Source organism: Dolichospermum sp. DET69 (assembly GCA_017355425.1).
In the GTDB taxonomy this organism is placed as follows: domain Bacteria; phylum Cyanobacteriota; class Cyanobacteriia; order Cyanobacteriales; family Nostocaceae; genus Dolichospermum.
On sequence record CP070233.1, the window covers coordinates 3416902 to 3442017 of the forward strand.

Sequence of the window (25116 nt, forward strand, 5' to 3'; positions counted from 1 at the left end):
AATTGTTTTTTTCTAAAGTAGTGTTACCGGATCGTGATATGATTCAAGTGACTGAATGTGCAGTCATCTTATCTTAACTGTACTGGTTTCAAGTCTTGTGAGCTTGTCAGAAGAATCAATTGCACCCACTCAGACAACACAACAAGATCAGGAATCTGGTTTTGTAGAAAAACCAATTAGTTCTTCTATTGGAGAGTTCTATCAACTTTATCAAAAGTTGATAGTAATCACACTTGTGTTGACGGGGATTATTTTTATCTCTGTGTGGATTTTTTATTCATTAAACATTGCCCTAAATTATTTCATTGGGGCGTGTACAGGTGTGGTTTACTTAAAAATGCTGGCTAAAGATGTTGAGACGCTAGGTGGTGAAAAACCAAGTTTGAGTAAAAATCGTTTTGCTCTGATCATGATACCGATTATATTGGCGACTCAATGGCATCAGCTACATATTCTGCCCATATTCTTGGGGTTTCTCACCTACAAAGCTACCCTCGTCATCTATCTGGTGCAAACTGTATTCAATCCTGAAGCTTAAAGCTAGTTGTAGGAGTTTAGCATTACTAAACCCTTACAGACAATCCTCCCATTTGCAATTTTTTGGGAAAATCTTGAACAACGCCCATGCTTAGTGTATTAAACGCCTTCAATGCTTTTCCCCTCGCCGAATTGGAAGTAGGTCATCACTTCTTGTGGCAACTGGGCAGTCTTAAAATACATGGGCAAGTATTTCTCACCTCATGGTTTGTGATTGCTATCCTAGTAATAGCATCACTAGCTGCCACCAAAAACGTCCAAAAAATTCCTAGCGGCATCCAAAATTTCATGGAATATGCCCTAGAATTTATTCGGGACATAGCGAAAAACCAAATCGGAGAGAAAGAATATCGCCCCTGGGTACCATTTATTGGTACGCTATTCTTGTTTATCTTCGTATCAAATTGGTCAGGAGCATTAATTCCCTGGAAGCTAATCAAATTGCCTGCTGGTGAACTAGCTGCTCCTACCAACGACATCAATACAACCGTCGCATTGGCATTGCTCACATCCTTGGCGTATTTCTACGCTGGATTTAGCAAGAAAGGTCTAGGCTACTTTAAGAAATATATTGAGCCAACACCAATTCTGTTGCCAATTGCCATTCTCGAAGATTTCACCAAGCCTCTCTCCCTAAGCTTCCGTCTATTTGGAAATATATTGGCGGATGAATTAGTTGTGGGTGTATTGGTATTACTCGTGCCTCTCTTTGTGCCTTTGCCAGTAATGGCTTTGGGTTTATTTACTAGTGCCATTCAAGCCCTCGTATTTGCGACCCTAGCCGGGGCGTATATTCATGAAGCCTTAGAGGGACACGGTGAAGAAGAACATGAGGAGCATTAACGCCCTCAGTTGATAGTACAGTATGGCTTGCGCCACGTTGCCCTATCAGACGAGCAAACTTGCTCAAAACATCGCTACGGCGATTTAAGAACCTAGTAGCGTGTGAAAACACATATCTAGATTGTTACGTACATTTGTAATTTTTGTAGTTAAAGCAAGGAAAATCGTCATGGATCCATTAGTACAAGCTGCTTCAGTTATCGCTGCTGCTCTCGCTATCGGTTTATCTTCAATTGGACCTGGTCTTGGTCAAGGTAATGCAGCAGGTCAAGCAGTAGAAGGTATTGCCCGTCAGCCCGAAGCAGAAGGCAAAATTCGCGGCACACTACTTTTAACCTTAGCCTTCATGGAATCCTTGACAATTTACGGTTTGGTAATTGCCTTGGTATTGCTATTCGCTAACCCTTTTGCCTAAGACCGAAAAAGTTTTGTTAATCTAGAGACGTGCAAGATGTCACAGCAAGTAAAAAACTGGACATCTACACGCCTCTAAAAACTGGCAGTTTATGGATCATCTAGGAAGAGATTCGTAAAATTATCAACGGCTGGATCACGTTACTAGCCAAGCAAATTCCTATTCCAGCCAAAGAGGAGAGAAATGTTTGATTTCGATGCTACCTTGCCATTAATGGCATTGCAATTCTTGTTGCTGGCAGCTGTGTTGAATGCAATTTTCTATAAGCCTCTGACTAAGGTATTGGATGATCGGGATAATTTTATCCGTACCAATAACCTTGATGCTCGTGAACGTTTGGCTAAAGCTGAAAGCTTAACCAAAGAGTATGAGCAGCAACTAGCATCCGCTCGTAGGCAGTCACAAGTAACTATGGAAGCTGCCCAGAATGAAGCTAAGAAAATTACGGCACAAAAAATAGCTGAAGCTCAACAGGAAGCCCAAGCTCAACGCGAACAAGCTGCTAGAGAAATAGAGCAGCAAAAGCAAACAGCTATGGCAACCCTAGAAGCACAAGTTGATGCCCTCAGCAACCAGATTCTAGAAAAACTATTAGGACCTGCTTTGGTGAAATAATATAACAGGAGTCAGGAGTCACCGAGTCACCAATTCAGGAGTAAAACCCTGTTATGGAAGGATTTCTATGATTAATTGATATCCTAGCTGTTGGCAATTGTTATATCACCAAATTGGTGCTACGAAAGCATAAACACATCAGGGCATTGCCTGAAAATGTGGTGAAATTTAAGTGTCCAAAAGATTGGCACTTTTTTCCCTATCGGGAAAAGTCAACGAATTACCAAGCGATCAGCGCACTTGTAGATGGGTAACATGGGCAATATTTTATTACTTGCCGCAGAAGCTGTTAACTCTGAAATGGCAGAAGGCGCAGCAGAAGGCGGTTTCGGTCTAAACCTAGACATCCTGGAAACCAATCTAATTAACTTAGTAATTCTGATTGGCATACTATTCTACTTTGGACGCAAAGTTTTAACGAATATCTTGAATGAAAGACGCTCAAATATTGAAAGCGTTATTCAAGATACAGAAGGACGCTTGCGGGAAGCTCAAACTTCTTTGGCAACAGCCCAGAAACAGTTAACCCAAGCACAGCAAGAAGCACAGAGAATCACCCAAGTAGCTGGGGAAAATGCCGCAGCAGCTAAAGAGGCTATTTTAGCTCAAGCGATTCTGGATGTAGCCCGGTTGAAAGAAACCGCAGCATCCGATTTGAATGCAGACCTAGATAAAGCTATTTCCCAACTTCGACAAAAGGTAGTTGCTAAAGCACTGCAAAAAGTTGAAGGACAACTCAAGGGTGGTATCAGCGAAGATGCTCAACAAAGATTAATTGCTAGTAGCATCGCACAACTGGGAGGCGAGATATGAAAAGTGATGCAGCAACTGCTGAAATATCTCAGCCTTATGCACAGGCACTGTTATCCATTGCTCAATCTCAAAACTTAACAGAAGAGGTTGGGGAAGATACACGGACTTTTCTGGGCTTATTAAGAGGGAGTCAAGAACTCACCAACTTTTTAAGCAATCCATTTGTGAAGCAAGAGAACAAGAAAAATGTTCTCAAACAATTACTTGGGGAAGGTGGAAACTCCTACCTACGTAACTTTTTACTGCTGTTAGTTGACAGAAGACGGATTGCTTTCTTAGAACCAATTTTACAGCAGTATTTGGTGCTATTACGCCAGCTAAATCAAACTGTATTAGCTGAAATTACTTCTGCGGTTCCGCTTACGGAAGCTCAACAGCAAGCAATTACAGAAAAAGTCATCACTCTTACCAAAGCGCGTCAAGTGGAATTAGAAACCAAAATAGACAGCGACTTAATTGGTGGTGTGATTATCAAGGTTGGTTCTCAAGTAATTGACGCTAGTTTGCGTGGTCAACTACGTCGTCTCTCTTTGCGTTTAAGCAGTAACTAAAAAGTTCTGATAAATGTCAGTGGTCATTAGTCATTAGTCAGTGGTCAGTAGTAAAGAAAAACAACTGACAACAGACAACAGACAACGGACAACGGACAACTAACAACTAACAACTGACAACTGACAAATGAGCATTTCCATTAGACCTGACGAAATCAGCAGCATCATTCAACAACAAATCGAGCAATACGACCAAGAGGTTAAAGTTGCTAACGTTGGTACAGTGCTACAAGTTGGTGACGGTATTGCCCGGATTTATGGCTTGGAAAAAGCTATGGCTGGGGAACTCCTAGAATTTGAAGATGGCACAATCGGTATCGCCCAAAACTTAGAAGAAGATAACGTTGGTGCGGTATTGATGGGTGAAGGTCGGAGTATTCAAGAAGGTAGCTCTGTAACCGCTACCGGTAGAATTGCCCAAGTAGGCGTAGGCGATGCCCTTATTGGTCGAGTTGTGGATGCTTTAGGTCGCGCCATTGATGGTAAAGGTGATCCTAAGACTACCGAAACTCGGTTAATTGAATCTCCTGCACCTGGGATTATTGCCCGTCGGTCTGTACACGAACCGATGCAAACTGGTATTACCGCTATTGACTCCATGATTCCTGTAGGCCGTGGTCAACGGGAATTAATCATTGGCGATCGCCAAACTGGTAAAACTGCGATCGCTATTGACACCATCATTAACCAAAAAGGTGAAGATGTAGTTTGCGTTTACGTAGCTATCGGTCAAAAAGCTTCCACCGTTGCTAACGTAGTCCAAACCTTACAAGAAAAAGGCGCGATGGACTATACAGTAGTTGTTGCTGCTAACGCCAGTGACCCAGCTACTTTACAATTCCTCGCTCCCTACACAGGCGCTAGTATTGCTGAGTATTTCATGTACAAAGGCAAAGCGACCTTAATCATTTATGATGACTTATCCAAGCAAGCTCAGGCTTATCGCCAAATGTCCTTGCTGTTACGTCGTCCACCAGGTCGGGAAGCGTATCCTGGAGATGTATTCTACATTCACTCCCGCTTGTTAGAACGTGCTGCTAAGTTAAGTGATGAATTGGGTAAAGGCAGTATGACCGCCCTACCTATCATTGAAACCCAAGCTGGTGACGTATCTGCATACATTCCTACCAACGTAATTTCCATTACCGACGGTCAGATTTTCTTATCCTCCGACTTGTTCAACTCTGGTATCCGTCCTGCGGTAAACCCCGGTATCTCAGTATCCCGTGTAGGTTCTGCGGCACAAACCAAGGCCATGAAAAAAGTTGCTGGTAAGATTAAACTGGAATTGGCACAGTTTGACGACTTACAAGCTTTCGCACAATTCGCTTCTGACTTAGATAAAGCCACTCAAGACCAGTTGGCGCGTGGTGTCCGTTTACGGGAACTCCTCAAGCAGCCCCAAAACGACCCTCTCTCCGTAGCTGAACAAGTAGCAATTCTTTATGCTGGTATTAACGGTTATTTAGATGACATTGCTGTTACTCAAATAACTACCTTTGCTAAAGGTTTACGTGATTACTTGAAGAATGTTAACACTGCCTATTTCCAAGGCGTACAAAGTACAAAAGCCCTTGGTGATGCAGAAGAAGCTGCTTTGAAAGCGGCTCTTACCGAATTCAAAAAGACCTTCCAAGCAGCAGCGTAATTAGTCATTGGTCAGTAGTCATTGGTCATTAGTAAATAGCTGATGACTAATGACACAAGACAAATGACAAATGACTAAGGACTAAGGACTAAAATATGGCTAATCTCAAATCAATACGCGATCGCATTCAGTCGGTCAAAAACACCAAAAAAATCACAGAAGCCATGCGGCTTGTAGCAGCGGCGAGAGTCCGTCGCGCTCAAGAACAAGTAATTGCTACCCGTCCCTTTGCTGACCGTTTGGCGCAAGTATTATTTGGCTTGCAAACCCGACTAAAGTTTGAAGATGTTGACCTACCCCTACTGAAAAAACGCGAAGTTAAATCAGTAGGTTTGTTGGTAATTACTGGCGACCGAGGTTTGTGTGGTGGTTACAATAGTAACGCAATCCGCCGGGCAGAAAATCGGGCTAAGGAACTCAAAGCTGAAGGTGTAGACTATACATTTGTCTTGGTTGGCCGCAAAGCTATCCAATACTTCCAACGCCGCAATCAGCCTATTGCTGCTACCTACAGCGGTTTAGAACAAATTCCTACCGCCGCAGAAGCTACAAATATTGCTGATGAACTACTTTCTCTATTCCTTTCGGAAAAAGTAGACCGGATTGAGCTAGTTTATACAAAATTTGTCTCCTTAGTTACTTCTCGTCCCGTAGTCCAAACTCTTCTACCTTTGGATACCCAAGGTTTAGAAGCAGCGGATGATGAAATTTTCCGCTTAACTAGCCGTGGTGGTCAATTCCAAGTGGAACGAGAAAAGGTAGCTAGTACAGTTACTGCTTTACCTACTGACATGATTTTTGAACAAGATCCAGTGCAAATTCTGGATTCTTTGTTGCCTTTATATCTGAGTAATCAGCTATTACGGTCATTACAAGAATCAGCAGCTAGTGAACTAGCAGCACGGATGACAGCGATGAGTAACGCCAGCGAAAATGCCGGTGAATTGATTAAAACTCTATCTTTGTCTTACAACAAAGCTCGTCAAGCTGCAATTACCCAAGAACTCTTAGAGGTTGTTGGTGGTGCAGAAGCGTTGACTTAATTTGGTGGTTGATGATTGGTGGTTGGAAAATAAACCATAACCAATCATCAATTATTAATAATTATTAAATTTCAATTTATTCTCTATCTTTATTAATAAGACGATAGCGAAGCGCGACCTAGTAATGTTCTAAAACTCGTTTAATATAAAATGATTTTACACGATTATTATGAACGATTTAAAACACAGTTAAACTAAAACTAGTGGACGTTGTGGATAAAAAGTTTTTTGTTTGAACAACGGCATTTTTTGCCAGCAACTGCGGCAAAACTAATAAATCTGATGTTGACGAAAGTTGTCTATCATGGTATGAGAGTAGCAGGGAGAGATATTCATAAAATTCTCCACATCTGTTATAAAATTTATTTTGGCTATAAATAGAGAGAGAATTGAAGCAATCTCATTGACTTTGAAATTATGGCGAATTTGTGAAATATTTGTAAATAGGGAGCAAATATTACAAAAACATAACAATTTAAGTAAATAAATCTTGTTTTTTGTATATTTAAGTTACAAAAATTGTAAAATTAGATAAGTGATTTTTTAAAATATCAGTATATCCTCGTAAGGGCTAAAATTTAACCTTTGACGAGATTACGGAAAAAGCTAGATACAGCACTTCCTTTGTGTTATGAGGTACAAGAACCCCACCCCCAACCCCCTCCCCGCAAGCGATGAGGGGGCTAAGATGTAACTCATAAGAGCGAAAACCGCTGTATGTAGTAGGGTGTTAGATGATGTTTTAAAAGTCCCTTAAACCTCTACCAATATTATTTCTATATCAAACAATAATTATCAGGAATTTAGGAAATGAATAAATTTACTTTATCTCTCATTTTGTTTAATAGTCTATTTATATCCATAGAAACTGCTAACGCTCAATTATTAATAAATAATCCCCGCAATTCAGATATAGAAATAGAGAGAAAAACCACTAATGTGGATAAAATTTCTCAACAATTAAAACTACCATCTTCCAAAATAGCAGTTATTGATCAGAATAATCAGGTAAAAATACAAAATTTTGTTTGGGTATTTAAAGATTTAAAGCAAGTTGGAAAACAACCATTTCTCCAGGTTAATAAGGAAACAGATAAACCGAAACCTAAACCTGAATCTAAATCACCTAAAGAAGATGAATTAGAAGATTTTGCAGAAGTTACCAAAGATACTCAAAAATCAGAGGGAATCTTTACCATTTATCGCCATAAAAATAAAAATAAAATCTATCTAGAAATTAAACCAGAACAACTCCAAAAAAACTTCATCGCTACCTCAACTTTAGAATCGGGTATTGGGGAACGGGGTATTTATAGTGGAATGCCATTACAAGATTTCTTATTCTATTTTCAAAAGGTAGATAATCAAATCCAGTTTGTTGTGAGAAATGTCAATTTTCGGACTCGTGAAGGAGATCCTCAAGCCAGATCCATAGCTAGATCATTTAGTGATTCTGTTCTTTATACTATTCCTATTAAAAGTATTCATTCAGAAGAAAAAACCATTCTGATTGATTTAGGTGACTTATTACTCACAGATTTAGCGGGATTAGCTGCTAATTTAGAACTAGCAGCTAGTCCAGAACAAGCTTATCTTGGTAATGCTCAAGTATTTCCCAATAATTTAGAAATTGAGTCTATTTTTAATTTTGCTAATCCTGGTGGTAAGGAAGGCAAAAATTTGGATGTCTTAGCTGATAGTCGCGGTTTTACCTTAAAGGTGCATTATAGTCTGTCAGAGTTACCAAAAAGCAAATATCAACCTCGGTTAGCTGATGAACGAGTAGGTTATTTCCTCACAGCTTATCAAGATTTATCGAAAGATGAACGCAGAGATCCTTTCGTTCGTTATATTAATCGGTGGAATTTAGAAAAACAAGATCCTACAGCCGCAATTTCTCCACCGAAAAAGCCCATTGTTTTTTGGATTGATAATGCTGTTCCTCTAGAATATCGTGAGTCCATCAAAGAGGGGATTCTGATGTGGAATCAAGCCTTTTTGAAAGCAGGATTTAAAGATGCTATTCAAGTCCAACAAATGCCTGATAATGCTACCTGGGACCCAGCAGACATTCGTTATAATACCATCCGTTGGATTAATACCGTAGATGGATTTTTTGCCATGGGTCCATCCCGTGTGAATCCCTTAACTGGGGAAATTTTGGACGCAGACATTCTGATTGATGGTAGTTTTGTCCGCTTATTAAAAAATGACTATCGGCAAATGATTCAATCTGAAACTACGCAAACTCGCACTTCTTTATCAAGATTAATTAATAATGGCCGTTTGTGTGGCAAAGATAATCAGAAATCACCCAAATCATTAGGCAATTTGTCTAAACTAGCGACAGATTATGATTTATGTTATGGCATGGAAGCATCCAATCAATTGGCTTTTGGTTCTTTGGCAATGTCAATGTTAGGAAATAGTACACCAAGTCCAGAGCAGGTAAAAGATTATATCCACCAATATTTACGTTTAATTATTACCCATGAAGTTGGTCATACTTTAGGTTTACGTCATAATTTTCGGGGTAGCACTTTACTCTCTCCAGAGGAGATGAATAATCCAGAAATTACCCGCACTAAAGGGATGACCACATCTGTTATGGATTATATTCCTCCCAATATTGCCCCTGTGGGTGTCAAACAGGGAGATTATTTTCCGCAGAAAGTGGGACTTTATGATGAATGGGCAATTCAGTATGGTTACTCTCCCAGTCAAGCGACAACTTCTATGGGGGAAAAGTCATTTTTAGCAGCAATTGCTGGACAATCTAACCAAGGAGAATTGAGTTATGCTCCTGATGAGGATGTTTCTAATAGTGATCCAACTGTGAATGCTTGGGATCATAGCAGTAATGTATTAGTTTATTCTCAGTTACAATTGGATAATGCCCGACGGATGTGGGAACGATTAAATAAGGGCTATCCTATGGACGGAGAAAGTTCCAGCGATGTGGAGGAGCGTTTTAATACGATCTTGAGGAATTATTTACAGAATCTATACTATACCAGTAAATACATTGGGGGTCAGTCTTTTTATCGAGTTAAGCCGGGTGATACTAAAGGACAATTACCATTTGTTCCTGTGCCAGTAGAACAACAGCGACAAGCATTGATGACGATGCAAAAGTATGTTTTTGCGGAAGATGCTTTGAAATTTCCCCCGGAGTTACTGAATAAATTAGTACCTTCTCGGTGGCTACATTGGGGAACTAATATTCAAGTAGGACGATTAGATTATCCGATTCATGATTTAGTGTTATTAGTGCAGAGTGCGGTGTTGCGCGATTTATTTGCAAGCGATCGCTTAACTCGGATTAAGGATCTAGAACTCAAAAGTGCATCAGGAAAATCTCTCACATTGCCAGAATTATTTGATACTTTACAAACTGGGATTTGGTCGGAAGTTTTGCAACCTAAAGGTAAATTGCAAATTTCTAGTTTGCGAAGGGGTTTACAACGGCAATATCTGGAAATACTAATTGGTATGGTGTTGCGAAAAGAAGCTGCTCCCGAAGATGCTCGAACTTTAGCATGGTATAAACTCAAACAGTTAAATAATCAATTAAAACGGGTGAATTCTGAAGATGAGTATACCAAAGCTTTCTTATTAGAAACACGCGATCGCATTGATAAGACTTTAAATGCACCATTAGTAGGGAATTGATGTCACTACTAGTTTTAGTGTCATCAGGGGGAATAGGACTTCGCTATCCAATCTTGTGGGATGGGCATCTTGCCCGTCCTTGTATTATTAGGGGACCAGATGCCCGCACCACAAGAAATTTTGGGATATTTTTTTAATTGGAAGTCTCTAAGGAAGATATTGTTTTTATCCTGTAAATCCTTAAATCCTGGATATCCTGATTCTGACAATGTTAGAATGTAAAAGATATTGCTTTTATACTGTAAATCCTTAAATCCTGATTCAGACAAAATTTTGGTGGGCAACGCCCACCCTACGAGTTAAAAATGAAATAGGATTCCTATTCTTTCTTAATGATGATGATGATGATGAGTTTTAGCTGATTCTGAATTAACAGCCATTCCTTGGGTTTCCATCAATTCTGCTATATGTGCATTTGCCCATTCAGCAACCATTGATAAAAATTGTGGATCATCATTAACACAAGCCATTTGTAAATAATCTACATCTGGATGTTGTTTTTCTAATTCATGAATAATGTGATGCACATCTAACAAAGTTTCATGATTTTCTGTGGCAAAACCAATGGGCATAAATATCAACGCCTTGGCACCCAGTTGAATCAAATTTTGAGCAGCTACTGTAGCATTTGGTTGTGTCCATTCAATTAATGGAGTATCATGGTTCAACCAACCCACAGAAATCAACGGGTAATTGTTAATTAACTTATTTCTCACTAACTCATACATTGCTTGACTTTCATCAATTCCAGATGTAAAGCCTTTAGCTTTGTGGGGACAACCATGATTCATCAAGATAATCCCAATTTGCGAAGGTAGATAACCTGTAGCCAAATCAGCATGAATTTTTTCTTCTACCAAATGCGCCATTAAATCAATATATTTTGGCTCATTGTAGAACGAAGGAATATATCTTTGAGCTTTGATCCAATGTTCATCACCGTCAGCTAATTCTACCAGAGCATTATTCACTTGTTCGAGAGCGATACCACTGGTAAAAATGGAATCAACAACTAATAATGGATAAATCAGAAGTTTACTAAAGCCTTGATCTTTAATTTCGGCTAAAACTTGGTTTGGTAAAAAAGGAGCGCAAAAGTTAAAAGCTTTGAAAACTTGAACACCACTACCCCATTTATGTTGTAATTCGTGTTCAAGCCCGGCTCTTTGTCTTTCAAAGATGGCATTGTGTGGGGAAATGAAATCATGATGCGTGTGTCCCCATTCATGACGATCAAATATTGCCAAAAGCTTGGCTAAAGGGGGATAAATCCAAGTAGGAACAGGGGCAAATTTAGCCGTGAGTAAATTTAAAGCTTGTTCGTTATAGTTAGCAAAATCTTCGTAGCTTTCGACTTCGCCATAGCCCATAAGCAACACGGCTACACGGTCTTTACTGGGTAGATGTTCGTGACTATGGGTAGCGTGCAGTTTTTCGGGGGTTGCAACCACAATAAGTTCCTCAAGATAACCAAAACAGAGAGACAAGCCTAGACAATTGCTAGATTATCTCTTTTAATTTGTAGCATAATATCCTATCCAGGGGGATAGGATAAAAATAAAAATAAAAATCTACATCAATACTTGACACTCTCAGGGCTGAAATTAACTTTAAAAGGATATTTATCAAGTTAAATTTGCTACCGTTAATTAACTCTATGCGCCCTCTGCATCCTTACTCTCTGCCCTTGAACGTGCTAAACTATCAATAGCATCACCTAAAGCTGTAGTCAGACTCTTACGAGTTTGAGTGTGGTTTTCTTGTTCAAGTTTCAAAGCTTGTAATAGACAATCACGTTCTTGAATAACTTCTAATAATTGAGTTTGCAACTCTTCTATAGAATTAAATTGGGCAATTTGTTGCTGAATAACCGTAGTTTTATCAGTTCCTGTTTCAGCGTTGATACCTGAAAATTTTTGGACTTCAGCTTTTACAGATGCTATAATTTCCTGGTGTATTTTGGTATCTGCACGCCGTTGTTCTGCTTCAGTATTATAAAGTTGCCGCCATTTTTGCGAACTTGCCCAGGATTCATCTCGTTCACGCTGAAATTGTGTCATCTGTTGTGTCAGAGACTGGATTTCAGCTAACCACTTTTGTGTTAAATAGGCAGGTTGATCAAGATTTTCAGTCATTATTTTAGTTAAGTGTGGTTAATATAGCAATACCTGCGCCATTTTTTTGTAGGTTGGGTTAAACGAAGGGAAACCCAACTTATTTGTTGGGTTATGCCTTACAGCACACTGCGTGTTCGCGGAGCGTCTCGTAGAGATACGTACCTCAAACCAACCTACGCATCAAGGAATTTTTTGATTTGGCTAAGGTATTGATATAGGAATCTGGTTTGATGTTGTTTTTAATTTTACAAGTATAAAATATAGTATAAACTAAATTGTTAACGTAAACTAAAAAGAAGGAAATAATTTTCAATTCCTTATTGTTGTATTGACAAATAAGTATAATAAAAATATGAATAAACATCCTCCCGGTTTAGTAGCAATCGTGATCTATAAAGGTTTCGTTGCTTTACTACTTACAGCCACATCTATTGTTTTACTTTTAGCATTAAAAAAACATGATGCCCTTGTGACATTTTCTGACTCTTATGTATTGGAAGGTAAACTTACAATTATTGAATGGTTAATAGAAGAAATTATTAATATCAAACCACAAACATTAAAATTTAGTGGTATTGCTATGGCGATATATGCCATAGTAACTGCAATCGAAGCAGTGGGTTTATGGTATGAAAAAACCTGGGCAAAAATATTAGTGATCGGATTAGTTGGTATTAGTATCCCTCCCGAAATATTTGAACTAATTAAAGGTTTTACAACTTTGAAAGTTTTAGTTTTCATAGCTAATATAGCTGTATTATGGTACTTAATCAGACATTTATCTAAACATTAATTTAGTAAAAATACTATCAATACAGCCGTAATTTTAACCAGTTAGTAATGTAAGTTTTTATTAAAATTGGGGTACTGAAAATTATGCTTCAGCCTAGTTTTTTCCGCTTTTTTCGTCACCTGACATGGCGCACATTAAAAAAAACTTTTGCAAAGACAATCGAGACAAGATTGTTAGGACTAGCTGCTGAAATAGCCTTTAATGCTATGTTATCACTATTTCCGGCAATTCTAGCTTTGTTAACAGCAATTGGCTTATTTGCAGAATCTTTACGGAATACATTTATTCAACTAGCAACAGAACTGAGTAGAATTGTTCCTCAAGAAGCTTGGATATTAATCCGTGATTTTGCTACTCACGAAATTGCCAACTCTAAAAATAGTAGTTTATTTTCTCTGAGTTTTGTACTTACCCTTTGGGCAGCTTCTGGGGCAATTAGTACAGCCATGACAGCTTTAGATAGAATTCAGCAACTTCACCCTAAAAAAATGCGTTCTTTTTGGCACGCAAAATTGATATCTATAGGTTTAACTATCGGGACTATATTATTATTAGTTGTGGCTTCTTTTTTAGTATTCATAAGTGATTTACTCTTAGGAATTGTTGTAAAAGGCAATACTTATTTCCTATTTCTATTACATATTTGGCAATTTTTACGTTGGCCTTTAGCGTTGGGTACAGTTGCCACTGCTTTTGCTTTTGTCTATCGCTATGGACCGAGTAAATGGAAAGCAAATACACCAATTATCCCAGGGGCAATTTTAGCAGCAATTCTTTGGGCAATTGTTTCGGCGTTATTTCGTCTTTACGTTAGTAATTTCGGTAATTATAATAAAGTCTATGGTGCAGTAGGGGCTGTGATTGTTTTAATGTTATGGTTATGGATGAGTTCTTTTGTTCTTCTCCTGGGACAGCAATTAAATGTAACTGTCGGTGAAGACATGAAGAATTTAGAATTTAGAATTTAGAATTTAGAATTTAGAATTTAGAATTAGTTATCACATTTTTAACTCTAGTCCATCTAGTACAATACGGCGTAAGTTAATGAACACATTCCGAATCTGTGAAAAGCTTATGCTGTATTTATTCTAAATTCTAAATTTTGAAAAAGCGTTACTAGCTACAAATTTACCAAATAGATATAAATAAAACAATATACAAGTTGAACATTCAAAAATCGGAACCTATTAACAATGACTAATTCTCCTGAAAAAATTGCTATTACACCTGATGGTTATGCACCTCGATTAAAGCGTCTACGTCAATTTAGTGGAGTATTAGATAATATAATTACCATTCCTGGAACACAAGTAGGCATTGGTTTAGATCCAATTATCGGATTATTGCCCATAGGTGGTGATGCTTTAGGACTAATCTTTTCATTTTATATTATCATTGAAGCTGCACAACTAGGCGTATCTACAGCCACATTAGGACGTATGGTAATGAATGTGATTGTTGATTCCTTAGTTGGGGCTATTCCCATGTTAGGAGATTTGTTTGATTTTGCCTGGAAAGCTAATAATTATAATATTATTTTATTGGAAGAAGCTTTAAAATCTCCGCACCAAAATAAAAAAGCAGATAAATCATTTATTCTGGTTTTTAGTATTGGTTTATTTTTGCTGGCTATTGTCTTAGTATCCATACCTGTGATATTAATAAGAACATTATGGCAAATCTTCACTGGTAGTTAAATTATTTATTTGTAAAATCATGAAAGATTGGTGGCAAGATCATTTTCCTCAAGGACGGCAAAATCTGGTTATTCCTGATTCTCAAGGCTATCCAATTCAAATAGCTTATGGTGAAAAAGGCAAAGGTAAACCGCTATTTTTATTACATGGTTTAGGCAGTTGGAGTTATAATTGGCGGCATAGTATCGAACCATTATCACAACATTTTCGGGTAATTTGTTGTGATTTCAAAGGTTTTGGTTTTTCAGAAAAACCTGTATCTCGTCGAGAAGAAAATGGACATCAAATTATTGAATTAAAACGCATTATTCAAGCTTTATGTAATGAACCACCGATAATTGTTGCCGAATCTATAGGTGCATTAATTTCTCTGGGATTAGCTGGTGAAAATCCTGATTTAATTGGATGTTTAGTAGTAATTAATGCCCCTATTTTTACAGAAACCTTACCTCATTGGTCTATGGGTTTACTTGCCCAAACACCAATAGAGATTATCCATGCAATTGATGATTTACGTCTTGCATATTGGTTTGCACCTTTAGTTAGGGAAATTATGGGAACAGAAAGACGTAAGGTATTATATGATCCTTCATTGTTAACGGAGGAAGATATTTACTGGATTACTTATCCGTTTATTCAAATTCCTGGAACTTTGGTAAAAGTTGCCGAAGATTTACAAATTGCTGCTAAAGAAATTGAGAATTTGCGAACAAATCAGCCAAGTATGCTGAGAAATATTCAAAAAAATCTCAAAAATATTGAATGTCCAACTTTGGTATTATGGGGTGATCAAGATAATTGGTTTCCTGCTAGTCATGGGGAAAAATTACATCAACATCTTCCCAATTCTCGCTTACAAATTTTACAGAATTGCTATCATGACGCTTCAACAGGTTCTGCTGATGTGGTGAATGCAGCTATTTTAGAGTTTTTAAAAGATACTAATTACTAATTCCCAAACATAAAAAGAATTGTCAGTTGGGTTATTAGCGTTACGAAGCAATGGAACGAAACCAAACACAACCTCAGAAATGTTGGGTTTTGCAAAGCCTCAACCCAACCTACGCGGGTTGAGGTTTTTGGTACTAACTGAACTGTATTGATTGATAATTACCAATTACCATACAGCACTTCCTGCTGTTATGAGGTACATCATAGCCCCTTCTCGAAGAGCCTACGGTGTACACACAGGTCTTACCTGTCTTTGTTTCGGCCTATTTCGCCCCCTAAATCCCCCAATGCTGGGGGACTTTGAAAATTCTTGTTCCCCCAATTTTGGGGGGTAGGGGGCGATTCAATCACTTGTGTGTACACGGTAGCCTCACTTGCGGGGAGCTACGGTGTACACACAAGTCTTCTAGAGTTGCCCCACAACGTTTAGATCCCCCCAACCCCCCTTAAAAAGGGGGGCTAAATTCTTCAAAGTCCCCCTTTTTAAGGGGGATTTAGGGGGATCGGATCACGTTTAGCATCCTGTCTAGAGATGTGTGTACACCGTAGCTTAAAAAGGGGGGCTAAATTCTTCAAAGTCCCCCTTTTTAAGGGGGATTTAGGGGGATCGGATCACGTTTAGCATCCTGTCTAGAGATGTGTGTACACCATAGCCCCTTTAGAAGGGGAGGGTTAGGGTGGGGTAATTTGAGAAGTAATGCTGTCTTCCCTGAGAGTGTCAATCCATCAAGAACTGCTGTAAATAAAAAGAGAATGGGAGAAGGCATACCAAAAGCCTAAAATCTCCCACTCTACATTTACTGCTGTAGCGTTTGGGAATATATATAAATACTGCTAGTTATTTTGGGGGTTCATTTAACAAAAACAGTATTTATATGCGGTTAATATTCCCTTCGCAGCAAATGTCAAACCTAATTATTGTTATTATTTTTGACTAAATAAATCAGCAATCAATTATTTGTAAATCATTGTTATTTATGCTCGAAAATTATTAGCACAAACTATAGTGTTCCATTAAAGAATCAATATTTAGTAGACCCTAAAAATCACATCCTTAAAGTTGTTTATCTTGAATCAATGTAACTTAGGTAATTAAAACTTGGTTGCCAAGTTGGCATTTTTTTGAAACTCTTGTATCTTCAAGTTTTCAGGGAAATTGTGAATCTTGTTGTTGCGAACTGTGTTTACATAAGTTCCGCAAGTTGCCAACAGATGATGTATTGGTATTGAGCGGATAGATTTTCTCAGGTGGTAAAATTATGAGCAAATTTTTTCTGTCAGCCGGTGAGGATGGAAAATTTGTGGATTTATAACGTTTCTGGGAAGACAATTTTTGACTGTTGCGAGCGCGTTGACTGGTTTTTGTGCTTTCTCTTGAATTTTGCAGTAGGTAGAAAATTACAAACGAACCTGTAGAACAGCAGAAGATTACCGCCATTATTAACCACAGAGGTAGAGGATTACTAGTATCGGAAAATGTAGAAATAGTTGATTGTACAGGGATAAATGGGGTTTCTTCTGGTTCTTTCTGTGGTACATAGCCAGTATAAATCAGTTGGTTATAGGCAAGAATTGTAACTCCTATAGGCGTTAGAAACAAACCCAAAAACCATATCCCACGGTAATTTCTCAATAGACTTACTAGAAATTTTCTAGTATTTTGATTTTTTTTTAACTCTTTTTCATTATCCATCACGTTAATCATATCAATCACGCAAATCATAGTTATGGCAAGAGGAAAAATCCATATTTTTCCCCTTTTAACTTAATCCATTATATCCTCTCCCTAATCCCCTTAATTCACTGGAGAATGTCTTTCAATTGCTAGTTGAATTAAATGATCTACTAATTGAGCAAAGGGTATCCCAGTATTAGCCCAGAGTTGAGGATACATACTTGTAGAGGTAAACCCTGGTAAGGTATTAATTTCATTGATGAAAATTTCTCCCGTAGCTTCGACATAGAAAAAGTCTACTCTAGATAACCCAGCCGCATCAACAGCCGCAAAAGCTTGTAAAGCCATGTCTTGAATTTGCCGTGCTACCACATCTGGTAGGTTGGCAGGAATAAATAAATCGGCTTTTCCTGGGGTATATTTAGTTTCATAATCGTAAAAATCACTATCAAAAGTAATTTCACCAATAACGGAAGCTTTGGGGTTGTCGTTACCTAAAACTGCACATTCCACTTCTCTAGCTACAACTCCAGCTTCGACAATAATTCGTCTGTCATGAGTAGCTGCGTTATCTAAAGCTGCTTCTAATTCTGGACGCGATCTCACTTTGGTAATTCCCACCGATGAACCTAGATTAGCAGGTTTGACAAAACAGGGATAGCCCAATGTGGCTTCAATTTCATCACATAGTTGAGGAAATACACAAGCATTTGACCAAACTTGCGCCCTCGTCACAGCTATATATTTTACTTGAGGTAATCCCACTTGGGCAAAGGCCATTTTCATGGCAATTTTATCCATTCCCACAGATGAACCCAATACCCCAGATCCAACAAAGGGAACTTGCATTAAAGTTAGTAAACCTTGAATTGTGCCATCTTCTCCATTGGGTCCGTGAAGAATGGGAAACCAAAGATCAACTTTTGCTGTTTCTGTGGGAAATTGCCATAAATTAGGGGTTGTGGTGACGGGTTCTTGGGAAACACTAGATGTTAAAACTTGTTGCGCAACTTCTCCTGCTTGCCAAACACCATCTTTTTGAATATAGAAAGGTAAAACTTCGTATTTATCAGCATTATCTTCTAAACTGAGGGCATTAGCGATCGCCCGCGCAGAAATTATTGAAACTTCGTGTTCTCCAGAACGCCCACCAAACAGCAAACCCACCCGTAGCTTTGTCATTATCTTCTCTATCTCCACAGATTCGCAATTTCCATTATCACCACAGAAAGGGAATAGGCAGCAGAGTAGAGAGGGAATTTTTGTCAATACCTTAGCCAAATCAAAAAAATCATTGATTCCTAGTAGTCTGTCAAATAAATTTTGACGGATAAGAAACGAACCACGTATCTCTGACGAGACCGGAGGGATATAGGCACGAAGGACACGAAGGAAGAAGGAAGAAGGAAGAATCAAAATGGCAACGAATGAACCCGTCAATTAGTTCTTGACAGACTACTAGGTTGGGTTGTGGAACGTGAACGTTGGCGAAGCAATGGGACGAAACCCAACAAATACGTCGGGTTTCTCTTCGCTCAACCCGACCTACACAAAAATGGCTAAGGTATTGACAAAAAAAGGTAATTTCTGTTGACAAACTTAAACAAAAATATTAATTATCCAGTCGTAATATTGATGCACAGGAGTTTTTGGAATCTGCTTCTGGTGCTTTACAAAAAAATTCGATAAATGTTTTGAACGTTTAAAAATTGATGCTCATAAGTATTTTAATATAAAATCCCTCAAAGGTGAGTTATTAAGTTGTTATTATTGTCGCGTAGGTAACTATAGAGTTATTTACGAAATTAATGATCATTTAAAACTGGTAACAATTATTTTGATTGCCCAGAGGAGTAAAGTTTATAAGACCTCGCGGTAAGCGTAAAACTCAGCGGCTTTAGCCCTGAGAGTGTCAAGAGTAGATTGTGACATTGTAACAAATTGGTTTATGCTGTAAACAGTGAAACGTTAAGAAACATTAAATTCTCTTCCCAGTATACTTATGCAATGTATTGTTAATCGCCGCGACCAGTTTTCAGCAGTTAGTCGGTATTGGTTCCCAGAACTGAGTGAAAGCGAGAATTTAGAGAAATTTGGACTTTACTCGAAATTTCCCGGACACGGACACAACTATGTTTTATTCATCTCCATGATTGGGGAATTAGATGAATATGGTATGGTGCTGAACTTGTCTGATGTGAAACACGTTATTAAAGGGGAAATTACCGGACAACTAGATTTCTCCTATCTCAATGATGTCTGGACAGAATTTCAAGAAACTCTCCCCACCACGGAAAATATCGCGCGGGTGATTTGGCAACGTTTAGCACCCCATTTACCCTTGGTTCGCGTCCAGTTATTTGAACACCCTCAACTGTGGGCAGATTATCAGGGGGAAGGAAAACAAGCTGATTTAACTATTAGAACTCATTTTAGTGCTGCTCACCGTCTTGCGCCTAATCTCAGTGTTGACAAGTATGGTAGATGTACGCAAACACACGGACATAACTATCATTTAGAAGTGACTGTATCAGGAGAAATAAACTCACGCACTGGTATGGTTGTGGATGTCGCTGCTTTAAATCGAGTGATAGAAGATTATGTGGTGAAAATATTTGATCACTCTTGTGTAAATGAAGATATTCCTTATTTTGCCGATATTGTACCAACCACAGAAAATATTGTCCGTTACATTAATCATCTCCTAGAATCACCTATTGATGACTTAGGGGTGAAACTATCCAATGTTAAGTTGTTTGAAAGTCATCAACTCTGGGCAGACTATACTAGCAATGGGATGGAATCCTATCTCAATATTAGCACTCACTTTAGCGCGGCTCACAGATTAGCTCACCCTGATTTGAGTTTGGAAAAAAATACGGAAATTTATGGTAAATGCGCTCGTGTAAATGGCCATGGACATAATTATCAACTAGAAGTAACTGTGAAGGGCGAAATTGATGCCGCTTCGGGAATGATTATTGATTTAGGGGCTTTAAATCAGGTAATTACAGATTATGTACTTGAGCCATTTGATCACACTTTTCTCAATAAAGATGTTGCTTTCTTTGGTAGGGTTGTACCAACAGCGGAAAATATTGCTCTTTATATTAGTAATACATTGCGATCGCCTATTCAAGAATTAGGAGCAACACTTTATAAAGTTAAACTCGTTGAAAGTCCTAATAACGCTTGTGAAATCTACACTACTGATTCTGAATCAACATCTGTTAATGCAGAAGTAATTCAACCAGTATTAGCAAGAGTTTAAAATCCTTCCTTCATGACGTAGGGTGCGTTACGCTGGCGCTAACGCACCCTTGATAGAGCCTAGGGTGCGTTACGGCTATGGCTAACACACCCTACAAATACTATAAATACTTAAAGGTTTCAAAATTCACATACTATTACTATATGTATATCTTCTTGTTTAGTGACTAGACATATAAAGGACTAATCAATTTATGATCTAAAAGAATACCGACGACGAGCTAAATTGCGTAAATAGCGATAAATTAACCAAGCAAAAATTCCTAACCAGAAATTTAGCAATATTTTCTCTAGTATAAACCAGAAAATTGTCCGCTCAAACAAAAGTTCCCACCGCAAAGGACTAATTTTTCTAGCGAGAATCAATAACCCAAATGCGGCATTTCCACCCAATAACAGCATTAATAACACTAATCCCCTTTGCCAAGTCCGAGCTAAGGATGTGTAGCCAGAAATTAACAGTAAAGGACGTTTTCTCTGGAGTTTTCGCAGAAGTTGTTCCAACCGCCAAAATAGCCATAATAGTAAGGGGAAAAAACAGTAAGTAAGTAAATATATGGGCTGAGAAAATCTCCCAGACATAGATAAAATATTGACTAAAGCATGGAAAAAAACTGAATTTAACCAAGCTGTGAAAATCAAATTCCGAGATCGATTGGATCTTCTACTAGCAGAAATATAAATGGCTAAAGCGTATCCCCAAGGGGCAGAAAACATAGCATGAACTGGCGTACCAATGCTACGTTCTAGAATTGAAGATGTGCCATGAAATAGATAAATCCAAGTTTCTTCCGCAGTAAACCCTAAAGCTACAGCTATGGTAAATAAAAAAACAGTTGTAGCTCGCAAATAATAATGACGTTGTAGATAGTAAATGGGGACAATAACTGCTACTAATTTACAACCTTCTTCAATGGGAGCGATCGCTAATATCTGTCGAAAAACGACACCAAAAAAATGACGCTGTATCTGTTGCCAGTCTAAAACCCAGTTAGCGACAGTTTCCATGCGCCATTCCAGTCCAAGAGCCACAAAACCAGATATAGCCCCAATAATGAATAAAACTAGTAGACTTAACAGAGGTGGAGCAGTAGGAGTTCTGCGGTAGTAAAACCACAACAACAGCAGCGGGGGAATAACTGCCCATAGGACTAAAGATAAATTAGCCACTTACCTGAGCTATAACTGTCCGGTGACGCGGACTATTGCTAGTAATAGTAGGAGTTTGGAAACCTGCCCCAATCAGGGCCTGTTCGATATCCAAACTGAAATATTCATCTAAATAAGGTTCGGTGCTTTTGAGCAGCGTGAATACATAGGTTGGCATTTTTTTATAAATTTCCGATTTGGGATTCATGTCCATAATTGCTAAGTGGCCACCGGGACGCAAGATACGTCTAGCTTCAGCAAAAATTTGATGAGCTGCTGACTGGGGTAATTCATGACACATCAGAAAAATCGAAACCAAATCAAATGTTGCATCTGCTAGGCCTGTAGATTCAGCTTGGGCATGAACCCAGTTGATATTTGCTTGACGTTCTTGGCTGCGATAGTTAGCTACGGCTAAGAAGTAAGGAGATAAGTCTAAACCTGTAATTTGGGCTTGGGGGTACACTTCCTGGAGGGCAAAGGTACTCATACCCACACTACACCCTAAATCTATAATATCTTGTGGCTGCTCAAAAATAGAATTTTTCAGGATATCGTGAAAGCTTTGGCGGAGTTTAGCATCTCCTTGGCTTTCAGTTTCCTGCCAAATTTTAGCATGGACAGCACGAGCCGCAGATTCTACTTCACAAGCCGCTTGCCAACTAAGATTTCCGGTTTCGTAGGCGTGGAATGAAGTAACGTAGTAATCTGGATAGTTGAGGTCAGGATTTTGGACTTGAGCGAAATCGCTAGACCAATCACGAGCCTGGAGTTTCTCTGCTTCCTTTGTCCAAAACACACCAATTTCTTCAGCCCGTTTAATCATCATTTGTCTAGCTTGATGTTTAGCAAAATTGGCTAAGGGTTTAATAGCCAAAATACCATTGACAAAGCGGGAAGCTAAATCAGTCTCAGTCTTGATAGTAGTAGTCATAAATCAATTTTCTTGTGGACACTCTTTTTAACTTATGACATTTTTACGGGATTTGAGTTGATATCTGGTTTAATTTAGCATTTTTTTCAATGTTTCTACTCTGTCAAAAGATTAGAGTTTGGTCGCTAAAACCACGAGTTGTTTATAGTTAATTAGATCAATGGTGTTGTTAGCAGTATCAATGTTAATCCATCCTTTTTCGGAGAGTTTTTCCATGATTTTAGTGGTTTCTTCCCAGGTGATTTCTGTCACTTCTGCCAAATCTTTCCGGGAAATATGAAAAATTTGCTTGCCTTGCTCTGATTCTTGACCATAACTATCGGCTAAACTAACTAGAGTATGGGCGAGTTTAACCGCAGGTGGTGACAAACGCATTTGTAACCGGAGGTTAATTTGCCGGACTCGTCGAACCATCATTTGTAACATCCGATGATGTAACTGTGGATCTTTAAACAAGATTTGAATAAAACGCTCTCGAGAAACACTGAGTAATTTTACTTCTGAAAGAGAAATAACGTCTGTTGACCGTGGAGATTCATCTAAAACGGCCATTTCTCCAAAGAAATCACCAGCGCCTAGAATTGCTATGGCAATAGATTCATCCCCTTTGTTCCATCGGACTTTTACCCAACCAGAAACAATCAAGTAAACTGCATTACCCCAAGCATCTTCCATTAAAACAACCCGTTCCGAGGGGTAATCATGTTCAGTTGCTATGTTGAATAGCCATTCTATAGTTTGTGGACTGGCTGTACTTAGCAATGGAAAGGTATCACTAACAATATCTATTTTCATGGATATACGTATGAAATGATTGCAAGTAGGGAACAGGTGACAATTAAACAATGACAATTATCAATGACCCATTACCAGCCTAAACTAGATCACTAGCAATTTGGGGGAATTCCAAGTTTTTACTGATATAAAGCTATTTTTATACTTTGTATTGTGGGTGTGAGAAAAAAATATTGTTACAGTTAATTCTCAATTCTCAGAGTTTGGGCTGCAAGATAAACTTTTGTCCATTCACCTAGAACTTGATGGGTTTTGAGTTGTAGCTGTTGGGCGATCGCTTCTATGGAGTTACCGGCTTTGCGGAGGTTGAGGATTTGTTGTCCTAAAGGGGTGATTTTTTCTGGAAGTTCCTGCCACTTGGTTTCTGTTAGTCCTAGATTATGTTCTTCTAAGGAGGTGGATAGCCAGTTATCAATTAGTTCTGATTGGCCTTTGATGGCAAAGACTCGCACGGCATGATAACTGAGTTTTTCCCGCAGACGATATACTTCTTTGATAGGTTTGTTGAGTTGTTTGGCAATTTCTTCTTGGGATTTGCCTTGGAGATATAAGCGCAACCAATCTACTGCTAGTTGTCCAATATTTTCTAATAAATATTTTTCAAATTCTTGCTGTACGCGTTGACGGTTAGCTTGTTGTTCTTCTAGCTGTTGGGTTTCTTGATATTTAGCGATCGCTTGATTATCAACTAAGTTAATCGGACTATCGTTATTTTCTGCCAGAATTTCTTCAGAAACAAGTCTAACTAATTCACTGCTAGGTACTTGTGTTAAACCTCCTCGCTGAATTCGCCGCAGGTAGTTAACAAAGCGGTACATTAATATTGGTTGATTACGAACTGGGCGTAAACAATATTCTTCGACGCTGGCAAATAACAACGTATCCCGCAATCTTTTGTCCGTTGTCAATGCGGCAATCTGCTTCATTTGTTGTTGAATATAGGAATCACTTTGGAGTAGTTCTTGGAGGACTTCTTGGAGGACATCAATTACACTCCGTTGGCGATCGCGGCTGAGAGATATCCAAGTCTGAATTTTATTTCTAATAGCAACAACACTAGCCAACCGGCTAATAAGTTGACGATAAGCCCTTTCTCTGCCCATACTTAAATAGCGTTTATGCAGAATTCGCCAGCGATATTCCATTGCTTGTTCAGCAATTGCGAGTTCTTTCGGGTTAAGTAAATCAAATCGTTCTAAATCTACGCCCAAAAGCCAGGTAACAATACTTTGTCTAGTAGCCTGACTTTGTTCTGGACATTCTGTGGTTAGTCGCTGTTGCCAATATTCAGCTAAATTTGCCCCATATTCTGTCATAGCGATATTGCGCTCCTCGAAACTCTGTTGTAAAGTTGGCATCACAATCGCCATTTTTATTAATATATGGAACTGGTCATTTATCTAGGATAAATATCTTTTCCTGACAAAAAGAATCATTATTTAAGACGTAGTTTTCTATTGATAAGTTGCCAATTTTCGGGAAATTGTCTGAAAATCTGAATTAATTGATAAATTTGGCAACTATAAGAGGATGTTTTAAAAGTCCCTGATGATGTATCAAATATTTATTACCCCCCCTTAATCCCCCTGACAAGTGTA

The 25116-nt window shown here is 38.5% G+C and carries 22 protein-coding genes and 1 pseudogene; 15 read left to right on the plus strand and 8 right to left on the minus strand.

Going from position 1 to position 25116, the window contains the following annotated elements; all coding sequences use genetic code 11:
- Window positions 1–55 precede the first annotated feature (55 nt).
- From EZY12_15645 to EZY12_15685, 9 genes are all read left to right on the plus strand, one after another.
- On the plus strand, window positions 56–538 hold the full coding sequence (locus EZY12_15645) for an ATP synthase subunit I (GenBank protein ID QSX66260.1): 483 nt from the start codon (window positions 56–58) through the stop codon (window positions 536–538).
- Between the two features lie 86 nt (window positions 539–624).
- Complete coding sequence (locus tag EZY12_15650; GenBank protein QSX66261.1) at window positions 625–1380, plus strand: F0F1 ATP synthase subunit A; 756 nt, start codon at window positions 625–627, stop codon at window positions 1378–1380.
- Between the two features lie 169 nt (window positions 1381–1549).
- Window positions 1550–1795 (plus strand): ATP synthase F0 subunit C, encoded by a 246-nt coding sequence (atpE, locus tag EZY12_15655; protein QSX66262.1) that lies wholly within the window; start codon window positions 1550–1552, stop codon window positions 1793–1795.
- A 183-nt stretch (window positions 1796–1978) separates the two neighbouring features.
- Entirely contained in the window at window positions 1979–2410 is a 432-nt protein-coding gene (locus EZY12_15660) for a F0F1 ATP synthase subunit B' (GenBank protein ID QSX66263.1), read from the plus strand.
- Window positions 2411–2656: 246 nt separating this feature from the next.
- Entirely contained in the window at window positions 2657–3223 is a 567-nt protein-coding gene (locus EZY12_15665) for a F0F1 ATP synthase subunit B (GenBank protein QSX66264.1), read from the plus strand.
- On the plus strand, window positions 3220–3774 hold the full coding sequence (locus tag EZY12_15670; GenBank protein ID QSX66265.1) for a F0F1 ATP synthase subunit delta: 555 nt from the start codon (window positions 3220–3222) through the stop codon (window positions 3772–3774). The genes EZY12_15665 and EZY12_15670 overlap by 4 nt, the downstream gene beginning before the upstream one ends.
- 127 nt (window positions 3775–3901) lie before the next feature.
- The gene (gene atpA / locus EZY12_15675; GenBank protein ID QSX66266.1) at window positions 3902–5422 is read left to right on the plus strand and encodes a F0F1 ATP synthase subunit alpha; all 1521 of its coding nucleotides are present in this window, start codon (window positions 3902–3904) and stop codon (window positions 5420–5422) included.
- Window positions 5423–5517: 95 nt separating this feature from the next.
- Complete coding sequence (locus EZY12_15680; protein ID QSX66267.1) at window positions 5518–6465, plus strand: F0F1 ATP synthase subunit gamma; 948 nt, start codon at window positions 5518–5520, stop codon at window positions 6463–6465.
- An 810-nt stretch (window positions 6466–7275) separates the two neighbouring features.
- Window positions 7276–10137 (plus strand): zinc-dependent metalloprotease, encoded by a 2862-nt coding sequence (locus EZY12_15685; protein ID QSX66268.1) that lies wholly within the window; start codon window positions 7276–7278, stop codon window positions 10135–10137.
- Between the two features lie 329 nt (window positions 10138–10466).
- Here the strand turns inward: EZY12_15685 and EZY12_15690 are convergent, their stop codons facing one another.
- On the minus strand, window positions 10467–11588 hold the full coding sequence (locus EZY12_15690) for a ferrochelatase (GenBank protein QSX66269.1): 1122 nt from the start codon (window positions 11586–11588) through the stop codon (window positions 10467–10469).
- 204 nt (window positions 11589–11792) lie between these two features.
- Entirely contained in the window at window positions 11793–12272 is a 480-nt protein-coding gene (locus EZY12_15695) for a hypothetical protein (protein QSX66270.1), read from the minus strand.
- Window positions 12273–12606: 334 nt separating this feature from the next.
- On the opposite strand from EZY12_15695, the gene EZY12_15700 reads away from it, so the two are divergent.
- From EZY12_15700 to EZY12_15715, 4 genes are all read left to right on the plus strand, one after another.
- Window positions 12607–13047 (plus strand): DUF2127 domain-containing protein, encoded by a 441-nt coding sequence (locus EZY12_15700; protein QSX66271.1) that lies wholly within the window; start codon window positions 12607–12609, stop codon window positions 13045–13047.
- A gap of 83 nt (window positions 13048–13130) precedes the next feature.
- Entirely contained in the window at window positions 13131–14015 is an 885-nt protein-coding gene (locus tag EZY12_15705; protein QSX66272.1) for a YihY/virulence factor BrkB family protein, read from the plus strand.
- Between the two features lie 225 nt (window positions 14016–14240).
- Window positions 14241–14744: a DUF4112 domain-containing protein gene (locus tag EZY12_15710; protein QSX66273.1), complete on the plus strand. Its 504-nt coding sequence runs from the start codon at window positions 14241–14243 to the stop codon at window positions 14742–14744.
- Between the two features lie 19 nt (window positions 14745–14763).
- A complete protein-coding gene (locus EZY12_15715) occupies window positions 14764–15696 on the plus strand; it encodes an alpha/beta hydrolase (GenBank protein QSX66274.1) in 933 nt (310 codons plus the stop codon).
- A 1146-nt stretch (window positions 15697–16842) separates the two neighbouring features.
- Here the strand turns inward: EZY12_15715 and EZY12_15720 are convergent.
- Window positions 16843–17400, minus strand: a complete 558-nt coding sequence (locus EZY12_15720) for a hypothetical protein (GenBank protein QSX66275.1) — start codon at window positions 17398–17400, stop codon at window positions 16843–16845.
- A gap of 90 nt (window positions 17401–17490) precedes the next feature.
- Window positions 17491–18552 carry a D-alanine--D-alanine ligase gene (locus tag EZY12_15725; GenBank protein ID QSX66276.1) on the minus strand — a complete coding sequence of 354 codons (1062 nt, stop codon included), beginning with the start codon at window positions 18550–18552 and terminating at the stop codon, window positions 17491–17493.
- 405 nt (window positions 18553–18957) lie between these two features.
- Here EZY12_15725 and EZY12_15730 point away from each other — a divergent pair.
- A pseudogene (locus tag EZY12_15730) lies at window positions 18958–19249 on the plus strand (type II toxin-antitoxin system mRNA interferase toxin, RelE/StbE family).
- 123 nt (window positions 19250–19372) lie between these two features.
- Complete coding sequence (locus EZY12_15735; protein ID QSX66277.1) at window positions 19373–20641, plus strand: 6-carboxytetrahydropterin synthase; 1269 nt, start codon at window positions 19373–19375, stop codon at window positions 20639–20641.
- A gap of 191 nt (window positions 20642–20832) precedes the next feature.
- On the opposite strand, the gene EZY12_15740 is transcribed toward EZY12_15735, so the two are convergent.
- The 4 genes from EZY12_15740 to EZY12_15755 form a co-directional block, all read right to left on the minus strand.
- The gene (locus tag EZY12_15740) at window positions 20833–21810 is read right to left on the minus strand and encodes a PrsW family intramembrane metalloprotease (GenBank protein ID QSX66278.1); all 978 of its coding nucleotides are present in this window, start codon (window positions 21808–21810) and stop codon (window positions 20833–20835) included.
- A complete protein-coding gene (locus EZY12_15745) occupies window positions 21803–22723 on the minus strand; it encodes a class I SAM-dependent methyltransferase (protein ID QSX66279.1) in 921 nt (306 codons plus the stop codon). Before EZY12_15745 ends, EZY12_15740 begins: the two co-directional genes overlap by 8 nt.
- Before the next feature lie 111 nt (window positions 22724–22834).
- Window positions 22835–23518, minus strand: a complete 684-nt coding sequence (locus EZY12_15750; protein ID QSX66280.1) for a Crp/Fnr family transcriptional regulator — start codon at window positions 23516–23518, stop codon at window positions 22835–22837.
- 182 nt (window positions 23519–23700) lie between these two features.
- Window positions 23701–24888: a HetZ-related protein 2 gene (locus tag EZY12_15755; GenBank protein ID QSX66281.1), complete on the minus strand. Its 1188-nt coding sequence runs from the start codon at window positions 24886–24888 to the stop codon at window positions 23701–23703.
- Window positions 24889–25116 lie beyond the last annotated feature (228 nt).